Source organism: Halorubrum sp. C191 (genome assembly GCF_002727095.1).
Classification (GTDB): domain Archaea; phylum Halobacteriota; class Halobacteria; order Halobacteriales; family Haloferacaceae; genus Halorubrum; species Halorubrum ezzemoulense.
Window position 1 is genome coordinate 56,757 of sequence record NZ_NHNZ01000137.1, and the last position, 20,804, is coordinate 77,560.

Annotated in this window: 23 protein-coding genes; 8 read left to right on the forward strand and 15 right to left on the reverse strand. The window is 71.4% G+C overall.

The features are described 5' to 3' along the window. Nucleotides 1-81 precede the first annotated feature (81 nt). Complete coding sequence (locus Z052_RS13840; RefSeq protein WP_144050028.1) at nucleotides 82-1,986, forward strand: prolyl oligopeptidase family serine peptidase; 1,905 nt, start codon at nucleotides 82-84, stop codon at nucleotides 1,984-1,986. Nucleotides 1,987-2,074: 88 nt separating this feature from the next. Here Z052_RS13840 and moaA read toward each other — a convergent pair whose 3' ends face one another. The 7 genes from moaA to Z052_RS13875 all read right to left on the reverse strand — a co-directional run bounded on the left by moaA (nucleotide 2,075) and on the right by Z052_RS13875 (nucleotide 8,693). Beyond that, a complete protein-coding gene (gene moaA, locus Z052_RS13845; protein WP_089308570.1) occupies nucleotides 2,075-3,079 on the reverse strand; it encodes a GTP 3',8-cyclase MoaA in 1,005 nt (334 codons plus the stop codon). 191 nt (nucleotides 3,080-3,270) lie between these two features. Next, nucleotides 3,271-4,038, reverse strand: a complete 768-nt coding sequence (locus tag Z052_RS13850) for an MBL fold metallo-hydrolase (RefSeq protein WP_094495218.1) — start codon at nucleotides 4,036-4,038, stop codon at nucleotides 3,271-3,273. 97 nt (nucleotides 4,039-4,135) lie between these two features. Beyond that, entirely contained in the window at nucleotides 4,136-4,561 is a 426-nt protein-coding gene (locus Z052_RS13855; protein ID WP_049930942.1) for a universal stress protein, read from the reverse strand. A 95-nt stretch (nucleotides 4,562-4,656) separates the two neighbouring features. After that, a complete protein-coding gene (locus Z052_RS13860; RefSeq protein WP_049931055.1) occupies nucleotides 4,657-5,214 on the reverse strand; it encodes a diadenylate cyclase in 558 nt (185 codons plus the stop codon). Nucleotides 5,215-5,350: 136 nt separating this feature from the next. Next, nucleotides 5,351-6,259 carry a bisanhydrobacterioruberin hydratase gene (gene cruF, locus Z052_RS13865; protein ID WP_049930944.1) on the reverse strand — a complete coding sequence of 303 codons (909 nt, stop codon included), beginning with the start codon at nucleotides 6,257-6,259 and terminating at the stop codon, nucleotides 5,351-5,353. Then, the gene (locus Z052_RS13870) at nucleotides 6,256-7,194 is read right to left on the reverse strand and encodes a prenyltransferase (RefSeq protein ID WP_049930946.1); all 939 of its coding nucleotides are present in this window, start codon (nucleotides 7,192-7,194) and stop codon (nucleotides 6,256-6,258) included. The genes cruF and Z052_RS13870 overlap by 4 nt, the downstream gene beginning before the upstream one ends. After that, a complete protein-coding gene (locus Z052_RS13875) occupies nucleotides 7,191-8,693 on the reverse strand; it encodes an NAD(P)/FAD-dependent oxidoreductase (protein ID WP_094520724.1) in 1,503 nt (500 codons plus the stop codon). Before Z052_RS13875 ends, Z052_RS13870 begins: the two co-directional genes overlap by 4 nt. Nucleotides 8,694-8,884: 191 nt before the next feature. Here Z052_RS13875 and Z052_RS13880 point away from each other — a divergent pair, with 191 nt between their 5' ends. Then, entirely contained in the window at nucleotides 8,885-9,643 is a 759-nt protein-coding gene (locus Z052_RS13880) for an SDR family oxidoreductase (protein ID WP_086216932.1), read from the forward strand. 15 nt (nucleotides 9,644-9,658) lie between these two features. Here Z052_RS13880 and Z052_RS13885 read toward each other — a convergent pair whose 3' ends face one another. The 6 genes from Z052_RS13885 to Z052_RS13910 all read right to left on the reverse strand — a co-directional run bounded on the left by Z052_RS13885 (nucleotide 9,659) and on the right by Z052_RS13910 (nucleotide 15,018). Beyond that, on the reverse strand, nucleotides 9,659-10,531 hold the full coding sequence (locus Z052_RS13885; RefSeq protein WP_094520725.1) for a sulfurtransferase: 873 nt from the start codon (nucleotides 10,529-10,531) through the stop codon (nucleotides 9,659-9,661). Between the two features lie 138 nt (nucleotides 10,532-10,669). Further along, nucleotides 10,670-11,092, reverse strand: a complete 423-nt coding sequence (locus tag Z052_RS13890) for a universal stress protein (protein WP_049930953.1) — start codon at nucleotides 11,090-11,092, stop codon at nucleotides 10,670-10,672. Nucleotides 11,093-11,236: 144 nt separating this feature from the next. Beyond that, a complete protein-coding gene (locus Z052_RS13895; protein ID WP_094520726.1) occupies nucleotides 11,237-12,226 on the reverse strand; it encodes a Gfo/Idh/MocA family protein in 990 nt (329 codons plus the stop codon). 81 nt (nucleotides 12,227-12,307) lie between these two features. Beyond that, nucleotides 12,308-12,847, reverse strand: a complete 540-nt coding sequence (locus tag Z052_RS13900) for a GNAT family N-acetyltransferase (RefSeq protein WP_094520727.1) — start codon at nucleotides 12,845-12,847, stop codon at nucleotides 12,308-12,310. Beyond that, on the reverse strand, nucleotides 12,844-14,205 hold the full coding sequence (locus tag Z052_RS13905; RefSeq protein ID WP_094520728.1) for a TIGR00300 family protein: 1,362 nt from the start codon (nucleotides 14,203-14,205) through the stop codon (nucleotides 12,844-12,846). Before Z052_RS13905 ends, Z052_RS13900 begins: the two co-directional genes overlap by 4 nt. A gap of 48 nt (nucleotides 14,206-14,253) precedes the next feature. Continuing rightward, complete coding sequence (locus tag Z052_RS13910; protein ID WP_086219436.1) at nucleotides 14,254-15,018, reverse strand: pirin family protein; 765 nt, start codon at nucleotides 15,016-15,018, stop codon at nucleotides 14,254-14,256. Between the two features lie 84 nt (nucleotides 15,019-15,102). On the opposite strand from Z052_RS13910, the gene Z052_RS13915 reads away from it, so the two are divergent. Together Z052_RS13915 and Z052_RS13920 are read left to right on the forward strand one after the other, a co-directional pair. Beyond that, nucleotides 15,103-15,711 (forward strand): class I SAM-dependent methyltransferase, encoded by a 609-nt coding sequence (locus tag Z052_RS13915; RefSeq protein WP_086216974.1) that lies wholly within the window; start codon nucleotides 15,103-15,105, stop codon nucleotides 15,709-15,711. Beyond that, a complete protein-coding gene (locus tag Z052_RS13920) occupies nucleotides 15,708-16,121 on the forward strand; it encodes a hypothetical protein (RefSeq protein WP_049930965.1) in 414 nt (137 codons plus the stop codon). The genes Z052_RS13915 and Z052_RS13920 overlap by 4 nt, the downstream gene beginning before the upstream one ends. A 39-nt stretch (nucleotides 16,122-16,160) precedes the next feature. Here Z052_RS13920 and Z052_RS13925 read toward each other — a convergent pair whose 3' ends face one another. Continuing rightward, nucleotides 16,161-17,495 carry an OFA family MFS transporter gene (locus tag Z052_RS13925; protein ID WP_089308562.1) on the reverse strand — a complete coding sequence of 445 codons (1,335 nt, stop codon included), beginning with the start codon at nucleotides 17,493-17,495 and terminating at the stop codon, nucleotides 16,161-16,163. 283 nt (nucleotides 17,496-17,778) lie between these two features. On the opposite strand from Z052_RS13925, the gene Z052_RS13930 reads away from it, so the two are divergent. Further along, complete coding sequence (locus Z052_RS13930; protein WP_094520729.1) at nucleotides 17,779-18,276, forward strand: universal stress protein; 498 nt, start codon at nucleotides 17,779-17,781, stop codon at nucleotides 18,274-18,276. Nucleotides 18,277-18,342: 66 nt separating this feature from the next. Next, the gene (locus Z052_RS13935; RefSeq protein WP_094520730.1) at nucleotides 18,343-19,386 is read left to right on the forward strand and encodes an NAD(P)/FAD-dependent oxidoreductase; all 1,044 of its coding nucleotides are present in this window, start codon (nucleotides 18,343-18,345) and stop codon (nucleotides 19,384-19,386) included. 92 nt (nucleotides 19,387-19,478) lie between these two features. Here Z052_RS13935 and Z052_RS13940 read toward each other — a convergent pair whose 3' ends face one another. After that, nucleotides 19,479-19,766 (reverse strand): hypothetical protein, encoded by a 288-nt coding sequence (locus tag Z052_RS13940; protein WP_049930974.1) that lies wholly within the window; start codon nucleotides 19,764-19,766, stop codon nucleotides 19,479-19,481. Between the two features lie 333 nt (nucleotides 19,767-20,099). On the opposite strand from Z052_RS13940, the gene Z052_RS13945 reads away from it, so the two are divergent. After that, on the forward strand, nucleotides 20,100-20,399 hold the full coding sequence (locus Z052_RS13945) for a hypothetical protein (protein WP_094520731.1): 300 nt from the start codon (nucleotides 20,100-20,102) through the stop codon (nucleotides 20,397-20,399). A gap of 146 nt (nucleotides 20,400-20,545) precedes the next feature. Beyond that, nucleotides 20,546-20,804, forward strand: a 259-nt coding sequence (locus Z052_RS13950; protein WP_144050029.1) for a DNA adenine methylase, incomplete at its 3' end; no start/stop codon positions are given.

Sequence of the window (20,804 nt, forward strand, 5' to 3'; positions counted from 1 at the left end):
CGTGATAACGAGTCCAACGTCTCGTGAGCTACCCCTTCCGAGAGCCATACGCCCAAGTGCTCGCTCACCGCAGTGACACACGTGTACCGACGAGACCTCAGAGACACCGACTACGACGGGCTGCTCGCCGACATGGCCGTCGCAGACCGCGTTGTCCAAGCCACGGTCGGACCCGACGGGCGGATCGCGTACGCGAAGAACCGCGAGCTGACCACCGACGTCTGGCTGGCGACCGACGGCGAGGACCGCCGGCTCACGAGCCGGGGGGCGTCGGCCATGCGCTACGAGCGCACCGACGCGCGGTGGCTCGACTGGAGCCCCGACGGCGACCGGATCGCCTTCGTCACCGGTGACGCCGAGCTGGCGACCGTCGACGCCGACACCGGCGCGGTCGAGGTGCTGACCGACTTGGAGGGCGGCATCTCCGGCCTCGCGTGGGGCAAGCCCGGGATCGCGATCGTCACCGACGCCTTCTCGCGGGCGAGCCTCGCGGTCGTCTCCCCCGACGGCGACCGGATCGAGGCGATCGCGACCGGCGAGTACCTCTACGCCGACCCGCACTGGCAGGGCGACAGCGTCGTCGCGACGCGCTCGGCACACGCCGACCTGTTCGACTACGAGGCCGCGCTCGTCCGCGTCCCGTTCGGTGGCGACGGCAGCGGGGCCGTCACCGAACTGTTCGCCGAACCGGGCGTCCGGGCGGCCTGTCCGCGCCCGCGACCCGGCGACGACGAGGCGGTCGCGTTCGTCCACGACGGCAGCGGATACGACGCGGTGTACGGCGTCGGCGGCGACGAACCCGCGGCCGACGGGAGCGACTCGCCGACGCCGATCTACGGCGTCCCGGAGACCGAGATCGCCGCGCCCGAGTGGAACGACGCGGGCGACAGGCTCGCCGTGACCGCCACCGCGGGCGGCCGGACGCACGTCCACGCGGTCGACGTCGACGGCGCGCTCGCGGACGCCGGCCCCGGGACGGGCGCCGACCCCGACGCGGCCGCCGACGCGACCGCCCTCGCGACCAGCGACGCGATCCACGGCGCACCGCGGTGGGACGGCGACCGCGTGCTGTCGGTCCGGGAGACGCCGACCGAGCCGCCGACCGCGGTCGACGCGGCGACCGGCGAGCGACGCACGCCGACGGCGACGGCGGGGCTGTCGGAACGGCTTCCGGCCCCGGAGGCGTTCACCTACGACTCCGACGGGACCGGGGTCAACGCGGTGGTCCACCCGCCCGCGTCGGCCGCCGAGCCGGACTCCGTCCCGCTCCTCGTGAAGCCGCACGGCGGTCCGACCGCCTTCGACGGCTTCGGTTTCGACCACCGGGCGGCGTACTTCGCGGCGCTCGGCTACGCGGTCGTCCGCCCCAACTACCGCGGCTCCGACGGGTTCGGTCGGGCGTTCCGCATGGCGAACGACGGCGACTGGGGCGGCGGCGACCTCGACGACGTGATCCGCGCCGCGGACGCGACGGCGGCGCGCTACGACGCCGTCGACGGCGACCGCGTCGGGATATTCGGCGGCTCCGGCGGCGGGCTGATGACCGTGAACGCGCTCGGCAACAGCGACCGGTTCCGCGCCGGCGCCGCCTTCTACGGCGTGTACGACTACGAGTCGTTCGTCGACGACACCGACGACGTGGGGTGGCAACTACTCAAGCGCGAGCTGGGCGACTTCGTCGCCGACCTCGACGCCTACCGCGACGCGAGCCCGATCCGGGCCGTCCCCGACATCGACGACCCGCTCATGGTGCTCCACGGCGAGGAGGACGCCCGCGTCCCGATCAGCCAGTCGGAGCAGCTCGTCGCCGAGCTGGAGAAACACGACGCCCGCCACGAGCTCCGCCGGTACGAGGGCGAGCCGCACGGGTTCGGCGAACTGGACCACGTCCTCGACGCGTACACCCGTGTGGCGGACCTATTCGCGAAGTACCTGCGTCGGCTCCCGGACGACGGGAGCAGTCGGCCGTACGAGCCGCCGGAGTAGGCCCCGACCGGCGCGCCGACCGTCGGCGATCGCGGCGCGCTCCGAACGTCGGCGATCGCGGCGCGCTCCGCGCCCATCGGCCCAGGCCTCAGTCCGCCGCTGGCGGCGTCCCGAGGTACTTCTCGTTGAGTTCGTACTCGCCGTCGTCGCCCTCGACGAGGTACTCGCCGTAGTAAGGAACCCGATTGGCCACCACCTCCTCGAACGTCTCCGCGATCTCCTCGCGGGTCATCTCGCCCATCGACCGGAGGTCGTCGTTGCGGTTGAGACACCCCTTCAGGTACCCCTCGTGGGTGACGCGGACGCGGCCGCAGTTGGCGCAAAAGTCCTCGTTCTCGACGGGGTCGACGATCTCGACCATGCCGCCCGTCTCGTCGTCGCTCGCCTCGCCGACGAAGTAGCGCTTCCGGTCGTGCATCTCGCGGTGTTCGACGCGGTCCGCCTTCTCGGCAAGCCAGTCGTGGACGCGCCCGATGTCGACGTTCCACTCCGGCTTGCCGGTTAGCTCCGGCATGTACTGGATGAGCTGGAGCTGGAGCCCCTCGTTGTCGGCGACGTGCTCGACCATCTCCTCGACGTAGCCCGCGGTGTGCGTGAACACGACCATGTTGAGCTTCACGGGGTCGAGCCCGGCCTCGACCGCCGCCTTCACGCCTTCGAGGACCTGCTCGTAGGCGCCGGACTTCGTCACCTCGGCGAAGTCGTCCGGGTCGAGCGCGTCCTGCGAGACGTTGACGCGGTCGAGGCCGGCGGCCTTCAGGTCCGCGGCGCGCCCGGGGAGGAACGTGCCGTTCGTCGTCATCGACACCTCCATCGAATCTGGCGTGCGCTCGATGATCTCCTCCAGGTCCTGCCGGAGCATCGGCTCGCCGCCGGTGAACTTCACAGCGTCGACGCCGTATCCCTCGACGACCTCGAGGAACCGGACCACGTCGTCGGCGCTCATCTCCGCGTCGCTCGGCTCCATCGGCCCGCGCGTATCGCCTAACCCCTCGTTGTGACAGTAGACGCAGTCGAAGTTACACCGGTCGGTAAGCGAGATCCGCACCCCCGTCACCTCCCGTCCGAAGTCGTCCGCGAGTGGGCCGGCCATGGAAGACAGGAACGACCACGCGCGCTTAAATATCCGGGTCGTTCGTGCGGATAGGTAACGTTTGCCGGTTACGTCCAAGCCGACGTGCGGCCGACCGACGGTTACGTCGAGACCGGTGAGCGGCCGACCGACGGCAACGTCGAGACCGGTGAGCGGCCGACCGACGGTTGCGGTCCGAGTCCGCGCAGCGGTCACAGCGACACGCGCAGTCCGTCGGCCGCGGCCCGTACCTCGCCGTCGAACCCCGCCTCGCGTACGCTTTCCGTCATCTCGCGCTCGCGGCCGCCGGTGTGCGGGTAGAGGTGCGAGAGCAGGAGCGTCCCGACCTCGACGTCCGCCAGCGACTCGCCGAGGCTCATCGGCGTCGGGTGATTCGACACGTCGACGTCATCTGGGAACGAGCAGTCGTGGACGAGGCAGTCGGCGCCGTCCGCGAACCGCGCCATGCCCGCGAACGCCTCGGTGTCTCCGGAGAGCGCGAGCGGGCCGTCAGCGGCCGCGGCGTCCGAACTCGGCGGCGAGAAGCGGTAGGCGAACCCGTCCATCGAGTGGCGCGTCTCCCGGGCCGTCACGTCGAACCCGCCGGCGGCGAACGGGCGCGCGCTCGACACCTCGCGGACGGCGAGGTCGATCCGGCCGTCGAGGTAGTCGTGAACGCCGAGCAGGCCGTCGACGAGCGACTTCGTGCCCGCGGGCCCGACGACTTCGAGGTGTTCCTCGCCGGCGAGCCAGCGGGCCTTCAGGAGCGGCAACAGCGCCGCGACGTGGTCGAGGTGGTGGTGGGTCAGGAGGACCGTCGAGACGCCTTCGTAGCCCGTGTCGGTCCCCGCGAGCCGCTGGAGGACGCCGCTGCCGCAGTCGACGAGCAGCGATCGGTCGCCGTCGTCGAGGAGGTAGCCGGCCTGCGCGCGGTCCGGGACCGGCATCGCGCTGCCGGACCCGAGCACGGTGAGTTCCATGCCGACGGGTCGCGGCCCCACCCACCTAATTGGCTCGGCCGCGCGGCGGTCGACCGTGGTCGGCTCCGGTCCGATCGGACTCGCTCCGAGGGGCGGGTCACTTGATGAGGAACACCGGAACCGACGCGTCGTCGGCGACGCGGTCTGAGACGCTCCCGAGCGACCGAATCCGCTCGCGCGGCGACTTCCCCTCCGGGCTCATCACGATCACGTCGATGCCGGCCTCGTCGGCGTACCCGACGATCTCCGTGTCGGGCGTCCCGTGCGCGACGTGCGTCTCGGCGTCCAGCCCGGCCTCGGCGGCCGCGTCGGCGACCGCCGCGACGGCGGCCTCGCCCTGCGATTCGAGGTCCTCGACGACCTCGTCGTGGAGGTCGCCCGAGTTGGCGGCCGCGATCCGCCGGTCGACGACGTACAGCGCGTGGAGCGTCGCGTCGTGGTCCGTCGCGAGCCGGACCGCGTGTTCGAGCGCGCGGTCGACCGCCTCGCTCCCGTCGGTCGGAACCAGTATCTCGTCGTACATGCGTCGTCGTTCGCCCGGCCGAGGCTTAACCGTGGGGCCTCGGGGCCGGACTCCGGGAGCGCCGCGCCCGTGCTAACCGCCGGGCGCGAAGCGCGCTACTCGCCGCGCCAGCGGCCGCCGATCTCCTCGCGCCGCATGCTGTTCGCCTCGCCGTCGCGGAAGACGCTGACGCGGCCGGTCTCCTCGCTCAGCGTCACCGTCGCCACGACCTCCGGGCGGACCGAGGTCTCGATGGCGCTCATGTGCCGCGACCCCATCCACGGCTCGTAGCTCACGTCGTCGACGAGATCGGTCTCCTCGTCGCGGGTGCCCAGGTCGCGGAAGCGGACCATCTGGGCCTCGATCTCGCCGTCGACCGCGACGACGACGCCGCCGTCCTGCGCGACGCTCACCGACTCCGCCGCCGTCGCGAGCGCGCCCCCGTCGAAGACGGATGGGGCGGTGTCGCGGGGCCAGCGGTTGTCCCCCATCGGGTCGGCGTACGCCCCGTAGTCGCTGTCGCCGATGACGGCGAAGTACAGTCCCGGCCCCTTCACGTGCGGTTCCTCCCACCCGTCGAAGGAGACGCTGACGTGTTCGGCGCAGTACATCAGCCGGTCGACGACTTCGCACACGCGCTCGTGGTCGCCGTAGTCGATGGCGAGGTCGCTCATCGCCGTCGGTCCTCCCGGTTCGGTCGCCCGCCGCGATTGCCGCCGTCGGTCACGGTCGAGCAAACGAGTCCCCGGTATATAAGAGCCACCGAGTGGGGCGGCGTCGCACGGCCGCCGCGCTCGCCCCGGGAGCTCGCTATCGCCGCCACTCCGTGAACAGTCGCGTGTCGAACCGGTCGGCACGGACGAGGCCGACGCCGAACGCGGCCGCGACCGCCGCGGGCAGGAGGTTCCCGAACCAGACGTTGATCCCGCCCCAGAGGATCACGAAGCTCACCATGTCGTCGAGCATGAACTCGCAGTCGCGCAGCCGGTCGCGGATCCCGACCGCCGCGAAGGCGCGGTCGAGCGTGACGACGGCGACGATCGCCGACAGCACCCACCCGGCGTAGTTCGAGAGGGGCACGCCGTAGAACGGTCCGCCGCCGAAGTTCCAGAAGCCGAGCGACACTGCGCCGGGGTCCAACACGACGTCCATCGCGACGACGACCGGGATCACCGTCGCCAGCCGGACCCACACGCTGTCGGCGCGCGGGCCGAGCAGCAGCAGACACAGCAGGTAGGCGTTCATCACGAGCGGGATGAAGAAGACGGGAAGCGCGACCGGGACCCCGCCGAGCATCGGTCCGAGGTCGACCGTGTACGCGAACTCCCCGTACGGCCACCCGGTGGCGACGCCGACCGACTCGATGAGGTACGTGTACGCCATTAGGACGCCGATCCAGCCGAGCGCGCGGCGGTCGATCGTCGGCAGCACGCCGACGACCAGCGGCGAGCGCATCACGATCACGCCGAACAGCACGAACCACGGGTGGAACGCGAACGGCTCGGGCACCCACCCCTCGGCGCTGCCGACGAGCGCGATCGCCCCGACGAGCGGGAAGACGACCGCGATGGTGAAGCGGTTCTCACGGACGAGCCGGTCCAGCAGCGCCTCGGCCTCGTTACGCGTGTCCGGCGCGCGCTCGCGGAGCGCGTCGAGCCGAGAGCCGGTCGTCGCGGCGGCGGTCGTCCCGGCCGATCCCGCCCGGTCGCCGTCGCTCACGGTAGCGCCTCCCAGAGCGGGTACACCCGCCAGAGGCCGCCCATCGACAGCAGCGTGCCGACGACGGTGTTCAGCGCCGGGAACCACCAGTACGCGCGGTCGACCGAGACCGACGAGCGCGCGACCCACGCGACGAACAGCGGGTACACGCCGAGCAGGGCGCCCAGCCGCGGGTCGACGAGCCAGAACGCGGCGGCCGCGGCGGTCCACACCCCGAAGCAGTAGGCGTACGTGCGCGCCTCGCCGAGGACGGTCGCGGTCGTGTCGATCCCCGCCGCGCGGTCCGGCTCGATGTCCGGGATCGCGGAGAACGTGTGCATCCCCATCGTCCAGAGCCACGCGCCCGCGAGCGCCGCGAGCGGCGGGTGCGCGCCCGCAACCGTCGCGTACGCCGCCGCGCCGGGGAGGACGTACAACCCGTTCGACAGCGAGTCGAGGAACGGCGTCGTCTTGAACCGGGCCGGCGGCGCGCTGTAGCCGACCGCCAGGGCGAGGAAGCCGAGCAGGTACGGCCACGCGACCCGCGGGGTGATCGCGAGCGTCGCGAGCCCCAGCGCGCCGGACGCGACGACGGCGACCGAGACGAACCGGCTCCCTCGCCAGCGCGCCTCGCGGCCCTCCTTCTTCGGATTCAGCTCGTCGATGTCGGCGTCGAACACGTCGTTGACGCCGTAGAGGAAGACGTTGGCCGGCACGAGGAAGTACGCCGCGAGCGCGACCGTGACGGGCGTGAACAGCCCGCTCACGTCGCCGATCCCGTAGGTGACGCCGACGGCGACCGGCCCGGCGAGGTAGAGCCAGAACCGCGGCCGCGACAGCACCAGCAGGTACCGGAGCCCCTCGCCGCCGCTTCTCGCGGGCCGGTCCCCGCCCTCGGCGGTGGCTCGCTCGCCGTCGGTCGCCGGTCGATTCTGGTCGCTCACGGCGGAGATCACACGTCGTCGCCGGCCATCGCTTCCGCGGTCAGCCCCCCGCTGATGAGACACATCGGGACGCCGATACCGGGCGTCGTCGTCGATCCGGTGAAGTACAGCCCGTCGACCGCGTCCGAGGTATGCCCGGGCCGGAGCAGCGAGGTCTGCGTGAGCGTGTGCGCCAGCCCCAGCGCGCTGCCCGCGTAGCTGTTGTACCGGTCCGCGAAGTCGTCGACCGAGAACGTCTCCTCGACGACGACCCGGCCGCAGAGGTCGGTCCCGGTGTTCTCCGCGATGTCGTCGATCACGAGGTCGCGGTACCGGTTGCGGATCTCGGGGGTGTCACGGATCCCGGGCGCGATCGGGACGAGCGCGAAGAGGTTGCTGTGGCCCTCCGGCGCCACCGTGTCGTCGGTCTTCGAGGGGACGCAGAGGTAGTAGGCGGGGTCGTCGGGCCACTCGGGATCGTCGAATATCTGTTCGAAGTGTTCGTCCCAGTCGGTCGGGAGGACGAGCGTGTGGTGTTCGAGGTTCGGCACGTCGCCCTCGACGCCGAGGTACAGTAGGAACGCGGAGGGCGCGTACGTCCGCGACTCCCAGTACTCCTCGGTGTACTGCCGCTTGCGCTCGGGCAGCAGTTCCTGTTCGGTGTGCGCGTAGTCGGCGTCGGAGACGACGCGGTCGGCGAGGTAGCGCTCGCCGTTCTCGGTGTCGACCGCGAACGCGCCGTACCGCCCCTCGATCCCCGTCACCTCGGCGTCGGTGACGAAGTCGACGCCGAGGTCTTCGGCGAGTTCGACGATGCCGTCGACGACCGCGCCGATCCCGCCGTCGGGGTAGTAGACGCCCATGTTGTAGTCGACGTGGCTCATCAGGTTGTACAGCGCCGGCGTGTTCGTCGGCGAGCCGCCGAGGAACACGAGCGTGTACTGCATCAGCTGCTGGAGCTTCGGGTGGTCGAAGTAGTCCTCGACGTGCCCCTGCATCTTACCGAGCAGCGAGAGCCCCCACGAGTAGCGCATCACGTCGGTGTCCACGTAATCGCGCAGCCGCGGGCGGTCCTCGTACACGAAGTGTTCCATCCCGATCTCGTAGGTCCGCTTGGACTCCTCGAGGTACGCGTCGAACGCCTCGCCCGCGCCCGGCTCGTACGACTCGAAGATCTCCCGGTTCGCATCGCGGTCCGGCAGCACGTCGACCTGATCTCCGTCCTTCCAGAACACGCGGTAGTGTGGGTCGAGCCGCTCCAGCTCGTAGAACTCGTCCGGCGACCGCCCGAAGTGCCCGAAGAAGCGCTCGAAGACGTCGGGCATCAGGTACCACGACGGCCCCATGTCGAACTGGAAGCCGTCGACTTCGAGCCGGCTGGCGCGGCCGCCGAGCTGTTCGTTCTTTTCCAACAGCGTGACGTCCGCGCCGGCGTCCGCGAGGTAACAGGCCGTCGAGAGTCCGCCGAATCCGCCGCCGATAACGACGACGGACTCGCCGGCAACGCCGTCGATGTCCGGGACCACGTCCATACGCGATCCTAGGGACGGCTCCGGTATAAATCCGGTCAGACGCGTCGCGGGAAGGTCCCTGACACGTTCGGTCGGCGGGGCTCGCGACGGCATCGCAGCGGTCCGCCACGGCGACGGGAGCGCGCGAGCGGAGCGGCGGGGGCGGCCGGAGTGGATACCACTAAGTCGCCGACGCGCGTACTCCCGTTCACATGGATCTGACGGTCGCGATCACCGGAGCAACGAGTGGGATCGGGCGGGCCGTCGCCGAGGCGTTCGTCGACGAGGGGGCGTTCGTCGCCGTCTCCGGACGCGACGGCGCGGCCGTCGATCGGACCGTCGCGGCACTGAACGGCGCGGGCGACGACCCGGACGGCGACGCCGAGGGCGACGCGGACGCCGGGGACGGCTCGCCGGCGGACGACGGCGGGACCGCGTGGGGCGACCGCGTCGACGTGCGCGACGAGTTCGACCTCGAACGCTTCTTCGAGCGCGTCGCCCGCGAGGCCGGCCCGGTCGACGTCGTGTTCGCGAACGCCGGCGTGTTCCACGGCGCGCCGGGCGAGCGGCCGACGACCGAGGTCACGTACGCCGACTACGACGACACGATGCGCACGAACGCGCGCGGCGTGTTCGCGACGATCCGCGAGGCCGTCCCGCACCTGACCGACGACGCGCGCGTCCTCGTCCCGTCGGGCGCGGTCGCCGCCGAGTCGAAGCCCGGGATGGGCGCGTACGCGGTGTCGAAGGCGGCCGCCGAGGGGGTCGCGCGCGGGTTCGCCGCCGACCTCGACGCGACGGTCGGCGTCGTCGACCCCGGGCTCGTCGCGACCGACCTCACGGGGAAAGAGCGCGCCCGCGACCCCGAGAGCGTCGCGCCGCTGTTCGTCTGGGCCGCCACCGAGGCGCCGGCCGAGGACCTGAACGGCGGTCGCCTCGGGTTACGGGAGTGGAAGTCCGCGACGCGGTAGGCAGTTTGGCGCGCGTTACTCGCCCGTCTCGATCGGCGCGCCGACGAGGTTCCCCCACTCGGTCCACGAGCCGTCGTAGTTCCGCACGTCGTCGTAGCCGAGCAGCTCGTGGAGGAGGAACCACTCGATCGACGAGCGCTCGCCGACGCGGCAGTAGGTGATCGTCGACTCGTCGCCGTCGACGCCGGCGTCGCTGTACAGCTCGCGGAGCTCGTCCGCGCTCTTGAACGTCCCGTCCTCGTTCAGCGTCGTGCCGATCGGGACGCTGCTCGCACCGGGGATGTGACCGCCGCGCTGGGCGGTCTCGTTGAGCCCCTCGGGGGCGATGACCTCGCCGGAGAACTCCTCGGGCGAGCGGACGTCGACCATCGGGATCCCCTCCTCGATCGCCTTGTCGATGTCGTCCTTGTACGCGCGGACGCTCTCGAAGGGACCGCGGGCCTCGTAATCGCGGAGCGTGAAGTCGGGCTCCTCCGTGGAGAGCGGGTAGTCGTTCTCGACCCAGTACCCCTTCCCGCCGTCGACCACGCGGATGTCGTCGTGACCGTAGTACTTGTAGATCCAGTAGCCGAACAGCGCGAACCAGTTCGGCACGCGGCCGCCGCCGTACACGACGACGGTGGTGTCGGCGTCGATGCCGCCCTCACCGTTTCGCGCCGCGAAATCCGCCTTCGAGACGATATCGCGCTCCGTCTCGTCGGTGAAGACCGCGTCCCACTCGAAGTTCAACGCGCCGGGTATGTGGCCCTCCTCGTAGGGCGTGTACTCCGACTCGTCGGTGACGGTCGGGTTGTTGATCTCGACGAGCCGGTGGTCGGCGTCGTCGTCCTGAAAGGTGTCGAGGCGCTCTTCGACCCAGTCCGCCGTGACGAGTACGTCTTCGGACATCACCCGTAGTATGGCCTAAGCCCGCTTTGAACGTCCGATAATGGCGGTTCTTTCCGGCGCCTGTGACGACCGGCAGCCGGCCGAAACGCCGGATTTCGACCGCCTCGAGCGCGCTCGCTCGTTTATTCCGGCTGACACCTACCGGATCACCGTCACTGGCACGTCCGCCTTGTCGACGACGCTCTTGGCGACGCTGCCCACGACCTGCTCGCGCTCCTCGGAGAGCCCGCGGTGACCGACGTAGATCGCGTCGACCGTCTCTTCGGCCGCGTACTCGGTGATCGCGTCGGCCGGCCGGCCCGTGAGCAGTTGGGTCTCCACGGTGATCGGCTCGTCGACCGCCTCCTCGGCGATGGCGCGGGCGCTGTCTAAGACCCCCTGCCCGGCCTCGACGGCCGCGTCCTCGCCCGGGAGGATGATCGTGCCGTCGACCAGTTCCGAGTCCGGCGTTAACACGTGGGCGATCTCCAGCGTCTCGTAGAACGCGACCGCCTGTCGCGCCGCGTACCGGACCGCCTCGTCCCCCTCCGTCGATCCGTCGGTCGCAACGAGGTAGCTCATACGCGGAGATGCGTCCGACGGACACATAATTCCTGTCGGGCGTTCCCGGTCTGCGGCTCTGCCGGCGGCGACTCCGCGTCGCGCCGCGGGCGGCGACGGCGGATTCCATCGTCCGCCGGCACCCGCCACCGGTCGGAGCCGACCTTACCGTCCGCCGGCGTTCGCTCCCGGCCGGACCGAGTCGCCCTCGGAGGCGTGGATCGCGTCGAGCACTTCCTGAACGCGGGTCGCCTCCGCGAACGAGACGAGGTCGCCGTCGTCGCCGTCGAGCGCGCTCGCGAACTCAGTCAGGAGCGCGCGCACGCTGTCGCCGCGCTCGTCGACGAGCGTCGCCTCGGTCTCGCGGCCGCGGTCGCGAACGAGCCGGTACCACTCCGTCAGCGACAGCGACGCCTCGTCGCCGACGACGGTGACGCTGTTCTCTTCCTCGCCCTCGTGGTCGCACAGCAGGTCGAGCGTCCCGCGGACCCCGCCGGCCCGGAACGTCGCGACCGCGTCGTCCTCATAGGTGTCGGGTCCGGAGTACCCCACGTCCGCCGAGACGGTCTCGACCGGGCCGAACAGCTCACGGACGCCGAACAGGAAGTGCGTCCCCACCTCCCGGAGCGGGCCGCCCTGCTCGCGCGACTCCAGCCACGCCACGTCCTGCCACTCGCGGGGCCACTCGGGGAACCGGAACCGGAGTTCGACCCGACGCGGGTCGCCGACCTCGCCCGCTTCGACCGCCTCCCGGAGCCGGACGAAGCCGGGGGTGTAGCGGAACGGGAGGTTCACGGCCGTGACGCGGTCGGTCTCCTCGGCGAGCGCGACGAGCTCGCGGCCCGTCTCCGCGTCCGCCGCGATGGGCTTCTCGCAGATCACGTGTTTGCCGGCCGCGAGCGCGTCGGCGACAACCTCCCGGTGCGCGAGCGGCGGGACGCCGACGTAGACGGCGTCGAGGCCGTCCGTCTCGACGAGCGCCTCGTGGTCGGTCGTCGTCGCGGTGCGGTCGGTCCCGTGGTCGGCCGCGAGCGACGCGGCGCGGTCGGCGTCGAGGTCGCAGGCGGCCGCCAGCTCGAACCGGTCGTGGTCCGCTATGACGCCCGCGAGGCGGTTCCCGATGACGCCGCAGCCGACGATGCCGATCTGTATCACGCCCGACGAGAGCGGGCGGACGCGCTTGTAGCTTCGGGAGCCGGACTCGACCCGGGCCGCCTTCGGCCGGTCCCGACCGCCTCAGGAGTCGTCCAGCGGCCGCGCGACCATCTCGCCCCACGGCTCGAAGCCGTGGCGGTCGTAGAACCCCCTCGCGCGGTCGTTCGCCGGGTCCACGTCGAGGACCAGTCGGTCGAGCGGGAGCTCCTGGTCGGCCGCGAGGTCGAGCGCGGCGCCCAGCAGGTCGTCGGCGACGCCGGTCCCGCGGTGCTCGGGCGCGACGTAGAGCTCGTTCAGCACCGCCGCGTCCCATATCATCGCCAGCCGTTCTGGGAGGACGAAGACGTAGCCGACGACGGCGCCGTCGGCCGCCGCTTCGTCACCGGGCCCGTCGGCGCTCCCGTCGACCGCGACGGTCACGCACCGGAGGTCGTCGGCGACGCAGCGGTCGACCCAGTCGAGCCACCGCTCGCGGTACGTGTCGGTGAGCTTCTCCGCGTAGGCGGCCGCCTTCCCGTCGCCGCCGGTGCTCTCGCCGAGGCCGCGCTCGAAGGCCACCTTCGCCGCGTAGAGCCCGTCGGCGTCGCGCTCGCGGTCGTAGGGCCGGATTTCGGGTGTCACGCGTCGCCCTCCGCGGAACCTCCGCTCCCGTCGCCCGCCGACTCGTCGCCCCCGGTCTCCGCGCCTCCACCCTCCTCGCCCTCCAGCACGTACTCCGCGAGCGTCGGGACGAACGTGCCGATGTCGGTGACCATGCCGACCGCCTGCGCAGAGCCGCGGTCGAGCAGCTGGGTGACCGTGGCGGGGTTGATGTCGACGCAGACGGTCTTCGTCGTCGACGGGAGGCAGTTGCCGACCGCGACGGAGTGGAGCAGCGTGGCGAGCATGAGCACGATGTCGGCGTCGCGGGCCTGCTCGCGGATCGCGTCCTGCGCCTCGACCGCGTCCGTGATCGTGTCCGGCAGGGGGCCGTCGTCGCGGATCGACCCCGCGAGGACGGTGTCGACGCCGTTCTCGACGCACTCGTACATCACCCCCTCCGTGACGACCCCGTCCTCGACGGCTGCCTCGATCCCGCCGGCGCGGATGATCTCCGAGATGGTCCAGATGTGGTGTTTGTGTCCCTTCCGCGGGTGTTCGAGCGTCTCAACGTCCATCCCGAGCGAGGTGCCGTAGATCGAGCGCTCCAGGTCGTGGGTGGCGAAGCCGTTGCCCGCGGAGAGCGCGTCGACGTAGCCCGCGGCGACGAGGTCGGCGAGCGCGTCGCCCGCGCCGGAGTGGATCACCGCGGGGCCGGCGACCACCATCACGGTCCCGCCGTCCGCCTCGACGGCGCGGAGCTCCGCGGCGACCTCACGGATCGTCGACTCGGAGGGGCGCTCCGCGGAGACGCCGCCCTGCATGAAGCCGAACGCGCCGCCGCCGCTCCGGGGGCGCTCCGGCGGGTTCACCCGGATCCCGGACTGGTCGGTCGCGACGAGGTCGCCCGCCTCGACCGCGCTGAGCGTCTTGGTGCGGGCGCGCGCCGCCCCGTCGTTGCCCGCGTCCGATGCGTCCGCTCGGTCTCCCTCGCCGGCGTCCGCTGCCGGCTCGGGTTCCACCACCAGCGCGCAGTCCATCTCGATCCCCTCCACGTCGATCCACTCGCCGTCGTACAGCACCTCGGTCGGGTGGTTCGTCGTCGAGTAGAAGTTCGGCGGCACCACCTTGTCCGCGGGCGCGCGGACGAGCTCCACGTCGGACGGGTCCTCCAAGACCGCGCCGTTCTGGTGGAGCTCGTGGAGGATCGCGCGCAGCGTCTCGGGGTCGTCGGCCGAGACGGCCAGCCGGCAGTACGACTCCTCGGTCTCGTGTTTCCCGACGTCGAACCGCTCGACGTCGAACGAGCCGCCAAGGTCCATCACCGCGCCGAAGCAGCGCTGCATCGTCCCGCTGTCGATGAGGTGTCCCTCCAGCTCGACGGTCCGCGACTGGGTCATACGGAGGCGTCGCGCCCCCCGGTAAAACCCGTTTCCCTGCCGCCGTCGCTACCGCCCGATCGTCCCCTGCCGCGTCACCGGCGCGTCGGGGTCGACGAGGAACGCCACGACGGTCGCGCCCTCGTCGCCCGCGGTCACGGTCGGCGGGGCACCCTCGCCGGTCCACAGGGCGCTCTCCGTCTCCGAGAGCGCGGCGTCGCCGACCTCGGCCGACCCCTCGAAGACGTACACGTAGGCGTCCCGCCCCTCGACATCGGGGAGCGTCGCGCCCGCGCCGGCGTCGAGCCGAACGTCGTGGCAGTCGACCGCGTTGCGCACGGTGAACGGGTGGTCCGACCCCGCGGGCGCGAACACGCGACGCCACTCGTCCGGTTCGGGGTCCGGGAGCGGGCCGTGCTGGATCCCGGGCTCCAGACCGAGGTCGTGCGGGCGAACGAATATCTGGAGCATCCGGAGCGGCGGGTCGTTCGCGAGCGTCTCCTCGGCGTGCCAGAAGCCCGATCCGGCGTTCATCACGAGGAGGTGCTCCGCGTCGGTGACGAGTTCGTTCCCCTCGCGGTCGTCGTGGCGCATCACCCCCGCGGGCACCCACGAGACGATCTCCTCGTCGCGGTGCTGGTGCATCCGGATCAGCGTGCCGGGGTCCATGAACGACTCGACGACCGTCGAGAGCGGGCCGTACCCGTGGTCGTCGTGGTCCGGGAGGTTCCGCCCGGGGAAGTTGAATCGCGTGCGGAACTTGCCCTGATCTCGAAAGACCTCGGAGCGAGGCGCGGGGAAGAGGTCGCGGTCGGCCGCGGCGGCGGAATCCATTACCAGCCCGTAAAGTCCCGTCGAGCAAAAGCCGTCCGGTGGGGGCGACGCCCTCTTACTCCCCGGGCCCCTCGATCCGATATCGTGACGACCGTCCTCTCGGACCGCGACCGGCGCAAGCGGGACGACCGCCCCGACGGGACGTTCTACGCCGACCCGCGGTTCGTCACCCACGCCGACGACGCGTTCCTCGACCGGCTGACCGCGCTGTACGCGTCCGTGACCGATCCCGGCGACCGCGTCCTCGACGCGATGAGCAGTTGGGTCTCGCACCTGCCCGACACCGACTACCAGCGCGTGGTCGGTCACGGGCTCAACGAGGCCGAGCTGGCCGAGAACGACCGGCTCGACGAGTTCGTCGTGCGCAACTTCAACCAAGATCAGTCGCTCCCGTTCGCCGACGACGCGTTCGACGCCGTCTGCTGTGCGCTGTCGGTCCAGTACCTCCAGTACCCCGGCCCCGTGTTCGAGGAGTTCGCCCGGGTCCTCGCGCCCGGCGGAACGATAGTCGTCAGCTTCTCGAACCGGATGTTCCCGACGAAGGCCGTCCGCGCGTGGCGGGCCGCCTCGATGGACGAGCGCGCCGACCTCGTCGAGCGGTACCTCGACGCCGGCGGCTTCGACGTGACGGACCGGATCGCGGAGCGCCCGGGTCAGGACCCCTTCTACGCCGTGGTCGGAACGCTCCCGTGACCCCCCGCCGTGCCGCGGCCGCCGTCGTCGACATCGGACTCGCGCTGGCGCTCGGCGCGGCCGCACGCCTCGCGCACGTCTACTGGTACCGCGCCTTCGCGACGAGCGTCCCCGTCGACCTCGCCGGCTCGGTCGCCCTCGGGGTCGTGTTCGCCGTCGGCCACCTCGTCGTCGCCTCCGGCGACCGCGTCTCCGCCGCGACGGAGCGACGGCCCGACTCGCGGGCGTGGGGGCCGCGTCGAACCGCCGCCGCGTTCGGCGTCGGGTTCCTGCTCCACGCCGCCGTGGCGCCCGCGTTCACGCCCTTCGGCCTCGAACCGGCCGGCGTCAACGCGGCGCTCGCGGCCGGGGGTGTCGCGGTCGGGCTCTGGTCGCTCGGGGTCCGTCGCGCGGCGCGGACGGGAGCGTAGCCGGCCCGGAACAGGAGCCGGGACCGACGGCGGTCCCGGTCAGTCCGCCGCCGCCGACTCGGCCGCTTCCAGCCCCGAGCCGCTCGGCGGCCGGAGGACGAACACCGCCAGTCCCGCGGCGACCGCGAGCGCGCCGCCGAGGGCGAACGTCGGCGTCCAGCCGAGCGTCGCGACGAGGTAGCCGGCGACGGTGCCGGAGAAGACGCCGCCGCCGACCTTCGCGGTGTACAGGACCGCGTAGTTGCCGGAGGAGTTGGCCGAGCCGTAGTAGTCGGCCAGCAGGGACGGGAAGTAGACGTACAGCGGCGAGGAGAAGAACATCGCGCCGAGGACGAACGCGACGAAGACCGCGCCGTTACCGGCCTCGCCGGCGGCCACCAGCCCGACCCGGAACAGCCCGGCGAGGAGGAACGAGCCCGCCATCACGCGCTTGCGGCTGAACCGGTCGGTCGCCTCGCCGAGGATCAGCCGCGACACCCCGGCGGCGATGGGGAGGAGCGTCGCGGAGAGCGTCGCGATCAGCGCCGCGAGCCCGAAGTTCTCCGCGAACCGGACCACGTTGGCGATCACGAGGAGGTCCGCGCTCGCCATCGCGATGAACATCGCGTACAGCAGCCAGAACTGCCACGTCGAGAGCATCTCGCGCGTCGAGTAGTCGCGGCCGCGGATCGACGCCGCGAGCCCCTCGTCGCCGTCCCCGCCGTCGGCGTCGTCCGTCCGGTCCAGCCAGTCTTTCGGCGGGTCACGGAGGAGGAACGACCCGACGAGCGTCACGAGTAAGATTCCGATCCCGATGTTGCGGAGCACGTCGCCGTACCCCGCCACGGTCGCGTTCGCCCGGACGTACGGGACGACGAGGGCGCTTCCGGCCGCGAACGCCATCGTCCCGACGCCGGTCGTCAGCCCCGTGCGGTCGGGGAACCACTTGACCGCGGTGTTGACCGCGACGGTGTACACGATGCCGACGCCGACCGCGCCGAGCGAGTACAGGAGGTACAGCTGCCAGAGGCTCGTCGCGTACGCCAGTCCGATGTACCCGCCGCCGGCGAGGATCGCCGCGAGGAACGTGAGCGTCCCCGGGCCGCGGCTGTCTCGCCACTTGCCCGCGGGGAACTGCGAGAGCGACTGGAACACCACGTAAAACGAGAACACCGCGCCCAGCGCCGGCAGCGCGATGTCGAGGCTGTTCGCGAGCGGCTGCTCGATCGACGACCAGACGTACTGGTACGGGCTCACCGCCGCCATCATCCCGGCCGCAGCGGCGATCTGCCACCATCGCGAGAACCCGAGAATGTCGGCCGCGCGCGCGGCGTAGTCGACGCCGCCCGCCGCCCCCTCCTCGGCGGCCGCCTCCGCCGACTCGTCCTCAGCCATCGTCGTCCGTCGTCCGCGTGCTGTCGGTCTGTGTCATGTGGTCTCCGTCCCTCGTCGGACCGCGGCGCGCTGCCGACTCCCCGTCGACTCCCCGCCGACCCGCTGCGGCCGTCTCGTTTCCACCCACCGCGCTCGCCGACTAAAACGCGTCGTTGGGGTCGGTCCGCGGCCCCGACAAATAAATTATGATAATCGTTTATCCTGTCGAAAAATGTTAAGAACAGCCAGATCTTATCGAAATCCGAACAACAGGTCGGTAGCTATCCGACCTTTTTCGCAATTCATGTCCACCGATATTGACGCCACCGACGCGACGGGCGAGACCGCGGCCGTGTCTCCGGACACCGACGCCGCAGCGACGGGACGCTTCGAGCGCGTGCTGGTCGTCGCGACCGACGATCCGGCCGGACGGGCGGCGGTGTCGACGGCCGTCGACCTCGCGGCGACGCACGGAGCGGTCGTCGACGCGCTGTACGTCGTCGACACGGCAGAGGCGTGGGACGTGGTCGTCGAGCGCCGCGAGCGGACCGGCGAGGAGCTCGTCGAGGCCGCCGAAGACGCGGGTGCCGCGGTCGGCGTCGACGTCGAGAAGCGGTTCCGCTACGGGACCACCCACCGGGAGGCGGTCGACTTCGCCGCCGCGCACGACGCCGACCTCGTGGTTGTCGGCTCCGCGCGCCGGACCGGGCTCGACCGGCTCCTCCGTCCCGACCCGGTCCCGGCCCGCGTCCGGCGCGGCGCCGACGTCCCGGTCATGGTCGTCGGACCGGACGACGGCTGAGCCCGTCTCGCGCCATCGGAGGCGCCGCACGCGACCGGTTAAGTGGGCCCGGCCCCAACGATCGGTGTGACAGACGTAGGCATCGTCGGCGCGGGCGCGGGGGCGGCCGCGGCGGCGTTCGTCATCGACCGGACCGTGCCGGAGGCGGACGTGACCGTGCTGGAGAAGTCGGGCGGCCTCTGTGGGCGCGCGGCGACCCGCCGCCACGACGACCTCACGTACGACTACGGGGCGAACTACCTGAAGAGCGACGACGACCGCGTCGTCGAGCTGATCTCCGAGACGCTCGACGACGAGGGGCTCGTCGAGGTGACGGAGCCGGTGTACACCTTCGACGTCGACGGGGCGGTGTCCCCGGGCCGCGACGCCGACGAGCACAAGTGGAGCTACCGGCGGGGGCTTACACAGATCGCGAAGCGGCTGTTCGGCCGCACGGACGCCACGGTCCACCGGCGCACCCGGGTCGAGACGGTTCGACGGACGAGCGCCGAGGACGCGTGGGAACTCGACGACGCGGACGGCGAGACGCACGGGCCGTTCGACCGCCTCCTCATGAACCCGCCGGCCCCCCAGACCGCGGAGCTGCTCCGGACGGCCGAGTGGGACGACCCGCTCCGCGAGACGCTGGTCGACGCTGTCGGCGGGGTCGAGTACGGCAGCGTCTGGACCGCGGTGTTGCGCTACCCGTTCGAGCTCGACGTGCCCTACTACGCGCTCGTGAACACCGACAAGGAGCACGCGGTCGGGTGGATCTCGCGCGAGGAGTGTAAGGCCGGGCACGTCCCGGACGGCGAGACGCTGCTCGTCGTCCAGGCGAACGGCGCGTGGTCGACCGAGCACTACGAAGACGACCCCGCGGGGAACGTCGCCGCGCTCGCCGACCACGCCGCCGACATCATCGGCGACGACCGGCTGGCCGACCCCGCGTGGACGGACCACCAGGGGTGGCGCTATGCGCTCCCCGAGGCGGGCGTTGACGGCGGCCCCGTCGACTCGGCCCGCGACGCGGGGCTGTACCTGCTCGGCGACTGGGTCGCGGGCGAGGGACGGCTCCACGCCGCAATCGCGAACGGGCTCGACATCGGCGAGCGCGTCGCGTATCGGATCTGAGAGGGCGGAGACGGCGTCGGCCGGTCCGAGGCGCTGTCACCGGAGAAGTGGTCGGTTTGTGAAGCGGTTCGACGGCGCGCCGAGCGGCGGCGTCAGTTCGTCGTGATGCGGTACTCGACGGTCCCCAGCCCGGGGAGCGTGAACGTCTGGACCCGACCGCTGCGCCGGCGCAGGGTCCGCAGGACGGACCGCGAGAGGACGGCGAGCGCGACGGTGCCGGTCAGGACCGCGACGGTCGCGACGGGGTAGGAAAACGCGACGAACGGTGCGACGACGAGCGCGAGGAACGCGAGCGTCCCCAGCGGCGAGCGGCTGCCCGGCGGCGAGCCCGAGCCGATCGGTCGGTGTTCCTCGGCCGGCGTGATGTAGCCTTGATACATATCTCACTGTACACGCTCGGGCGACTAAAAACTTTCACTTTCCAAATAGGTTTTGAGAAACGGTACCATGTCACATGCCCGTAAATCAACTGAAACGGTCGTTAATGCGGTGTAAGTCGTACCATGCTACTCGTTGGTACACTTCTCATATTTCTGTGAGGAGTCCCGTCGTCCGCGTCGACGACTCCGATCGCCGGGGCCTCGACAGAGACGGACGGCGGTCGCGGTCTCGGCGGCGGGCGGCTCGTCTCCCCGGCGGCGATTCCGGTGGTGCGACGGGTCGGCGGTGCTTTTATTCCGCTCCACCGACTTCCGTAGATACGGACAGACACGATGACACTCGACACACCCACCACCGATCCGACGGTCGTCGTCGCGGCGCCGGAGCGCAGGCGCGTGGTCGCCGGTCTCGCAGACGAGGCCGTCGAGACCGTCGCGGACCTCCGCGTGCGCGGGCGGGCCGAAGAGATCGCCGCCGAACTCCGCGAGACGCACCTCCCGGCGCTGGAGGCGGCCGGCTACATCGAGTGGGACCGCGAGGCCGGGACCATCGAACCCGGCCCGAACTTCGAGGAGGCCGCGGCTCACGTCGACAACCTCCCGATGCCGGACGGCGAGCCCTCCGACGACTGACCGCTCCGCCGACCGATCGCTCCGACGGCTGACCGCTCTGTCGGCGGCTCCGGCGGGACGGTCGAGCGCGCGTGGCGGCCCGAGAGCGACTGCCGCGGACGCGGCCCGAGACGTTTATCCCCGGGCGCGGGCGACACCCGACAGCGATGGCCGAGCCGATCCTGAAGTGGGCCGGCGGGAAGCGCCAGCTGCTCGACCAGCTGTACGCCCGCTTCCCGGCCCAGTTCGGCCGGTACCACGAGCCGTTCGTCGGCGGCGGGGCCGTCTTCTTCGACTTAGAGCCCGCCCGCGCGACGGTCAACGACGCGAACCCGCGGCTGGTGAACTTCTACGAGCAGGTTCGCGACCGCCCCGAGGAGCTGATCGCCCGGCTCGCGTCGTTCGACGACCCCGAGAGCGACCCCG

What these genes read in the sequence shown, in the direction of transcription:
- moaA (WP_089308570.1), bottom strand. Translation starts at nt 3,079, where the DNA reads ATGGCCGGCCCACTCGCGGACGACTTCGGACGGGAGGTGACGGGGGTG.
- Z052_RS13850 (WP_094495218.1), bottom strand. Translation starts at nt 4,038, where the DNA reads ATGGAACTCACCGTGCTCGGGTCCGGCAGCGCGATGCCGGTCCCGGAC.
- Z052_RS13855 (WP_049930942.1), bottom strand. Translation starts at nt 4,561, where the DNA reads ATGTACGACGAGATACTGGTTCCGACCGACGGGAGCGAGGCGGTCGAC.
- Z052_RS13860 (WP_049931055.1), bottom strand. Translation starts at nt 5,214, where the DNA reads ATGAGCGACCTCGCCATCGACTACGGCGACCACGAGCGCGTGTGCGAA.
- Z052_RS13875 (WP_094520724.1), bottom strand. Translation starts at nt 8,693, where the DNA reads ATGGACGTGGTCCCGGACATCGACGGCGTTGCCGGCGAGTCCGTCGTC.
- Z052_RS13880 (WP_086216932.1), top strand. Translation starts at nt 8,885, where the DNA reads ATGGATCTGACGGTCGCGATCACCGGAGCAACGAGTGGGATCGGGCGG.
- Z052_RS13885 (WP_094520725.1), bottom strand. Translation starts at nt 10,531, where the DNA reads ATGTCCGAAGACGTACTCGTCACGGCGGACTGGGTCGAAGAGCGCCTC.
- Z052_RS13890 (WP_049930953.1), bottom strand. Translation starts at nt 11,092, where the DNA reads ATGAGCTACCTCGTTGCGACCGACGGATCGACGGAGGGGGACGAGGCG.
- Z052_RS13905 (WP_094520728.1), bottom strand. Translation starts at nt 14,205, where the DNA reads ATGACCCAGTCGCGGACCGTCGAGCTGGAGGGACACCTCATCGACAGC.
- Z052_RS13910 (WP_086219436.1), bottom strand. Translation starts at nt 15,018, where the DNA reads ATGGATTCCGCCGCCGCGGCCGACCGCGACCTCTTCCCCGCGCCTCGC.
- Z052_RS13925 (WP_089308562.1), bottom strand. Translation starts at nt 17,495, where the DNA reads ATGGCTGAGGACGAGTCGGCGGAGGCGGCCGCCGAGGAGGGGGCGGCG.
- Z052_RS13930 (WP_094520729.1), top strand. Translation starts at nt 17,779, where the DNA reads ATGTCCACCGATATTGACGCCACCGACGCGACGGGCGAGACCGCGGCC.
- Z052_RS13940 (WP_049930974.1), bottom strand. Translation starts at nt 19,766, where the DNA reads ATGTATCAAGGCTACATCACGCCGGCCGAGGAACACCGACCGATCGGC.
- Z052_RS13945 (WP_094520731.1), top strand. Translation starts at nt 20,100, where the DNA reads ATGACACTCGACACACCCACCACCGATCCGACGGTCGTCGTCGCGGCG.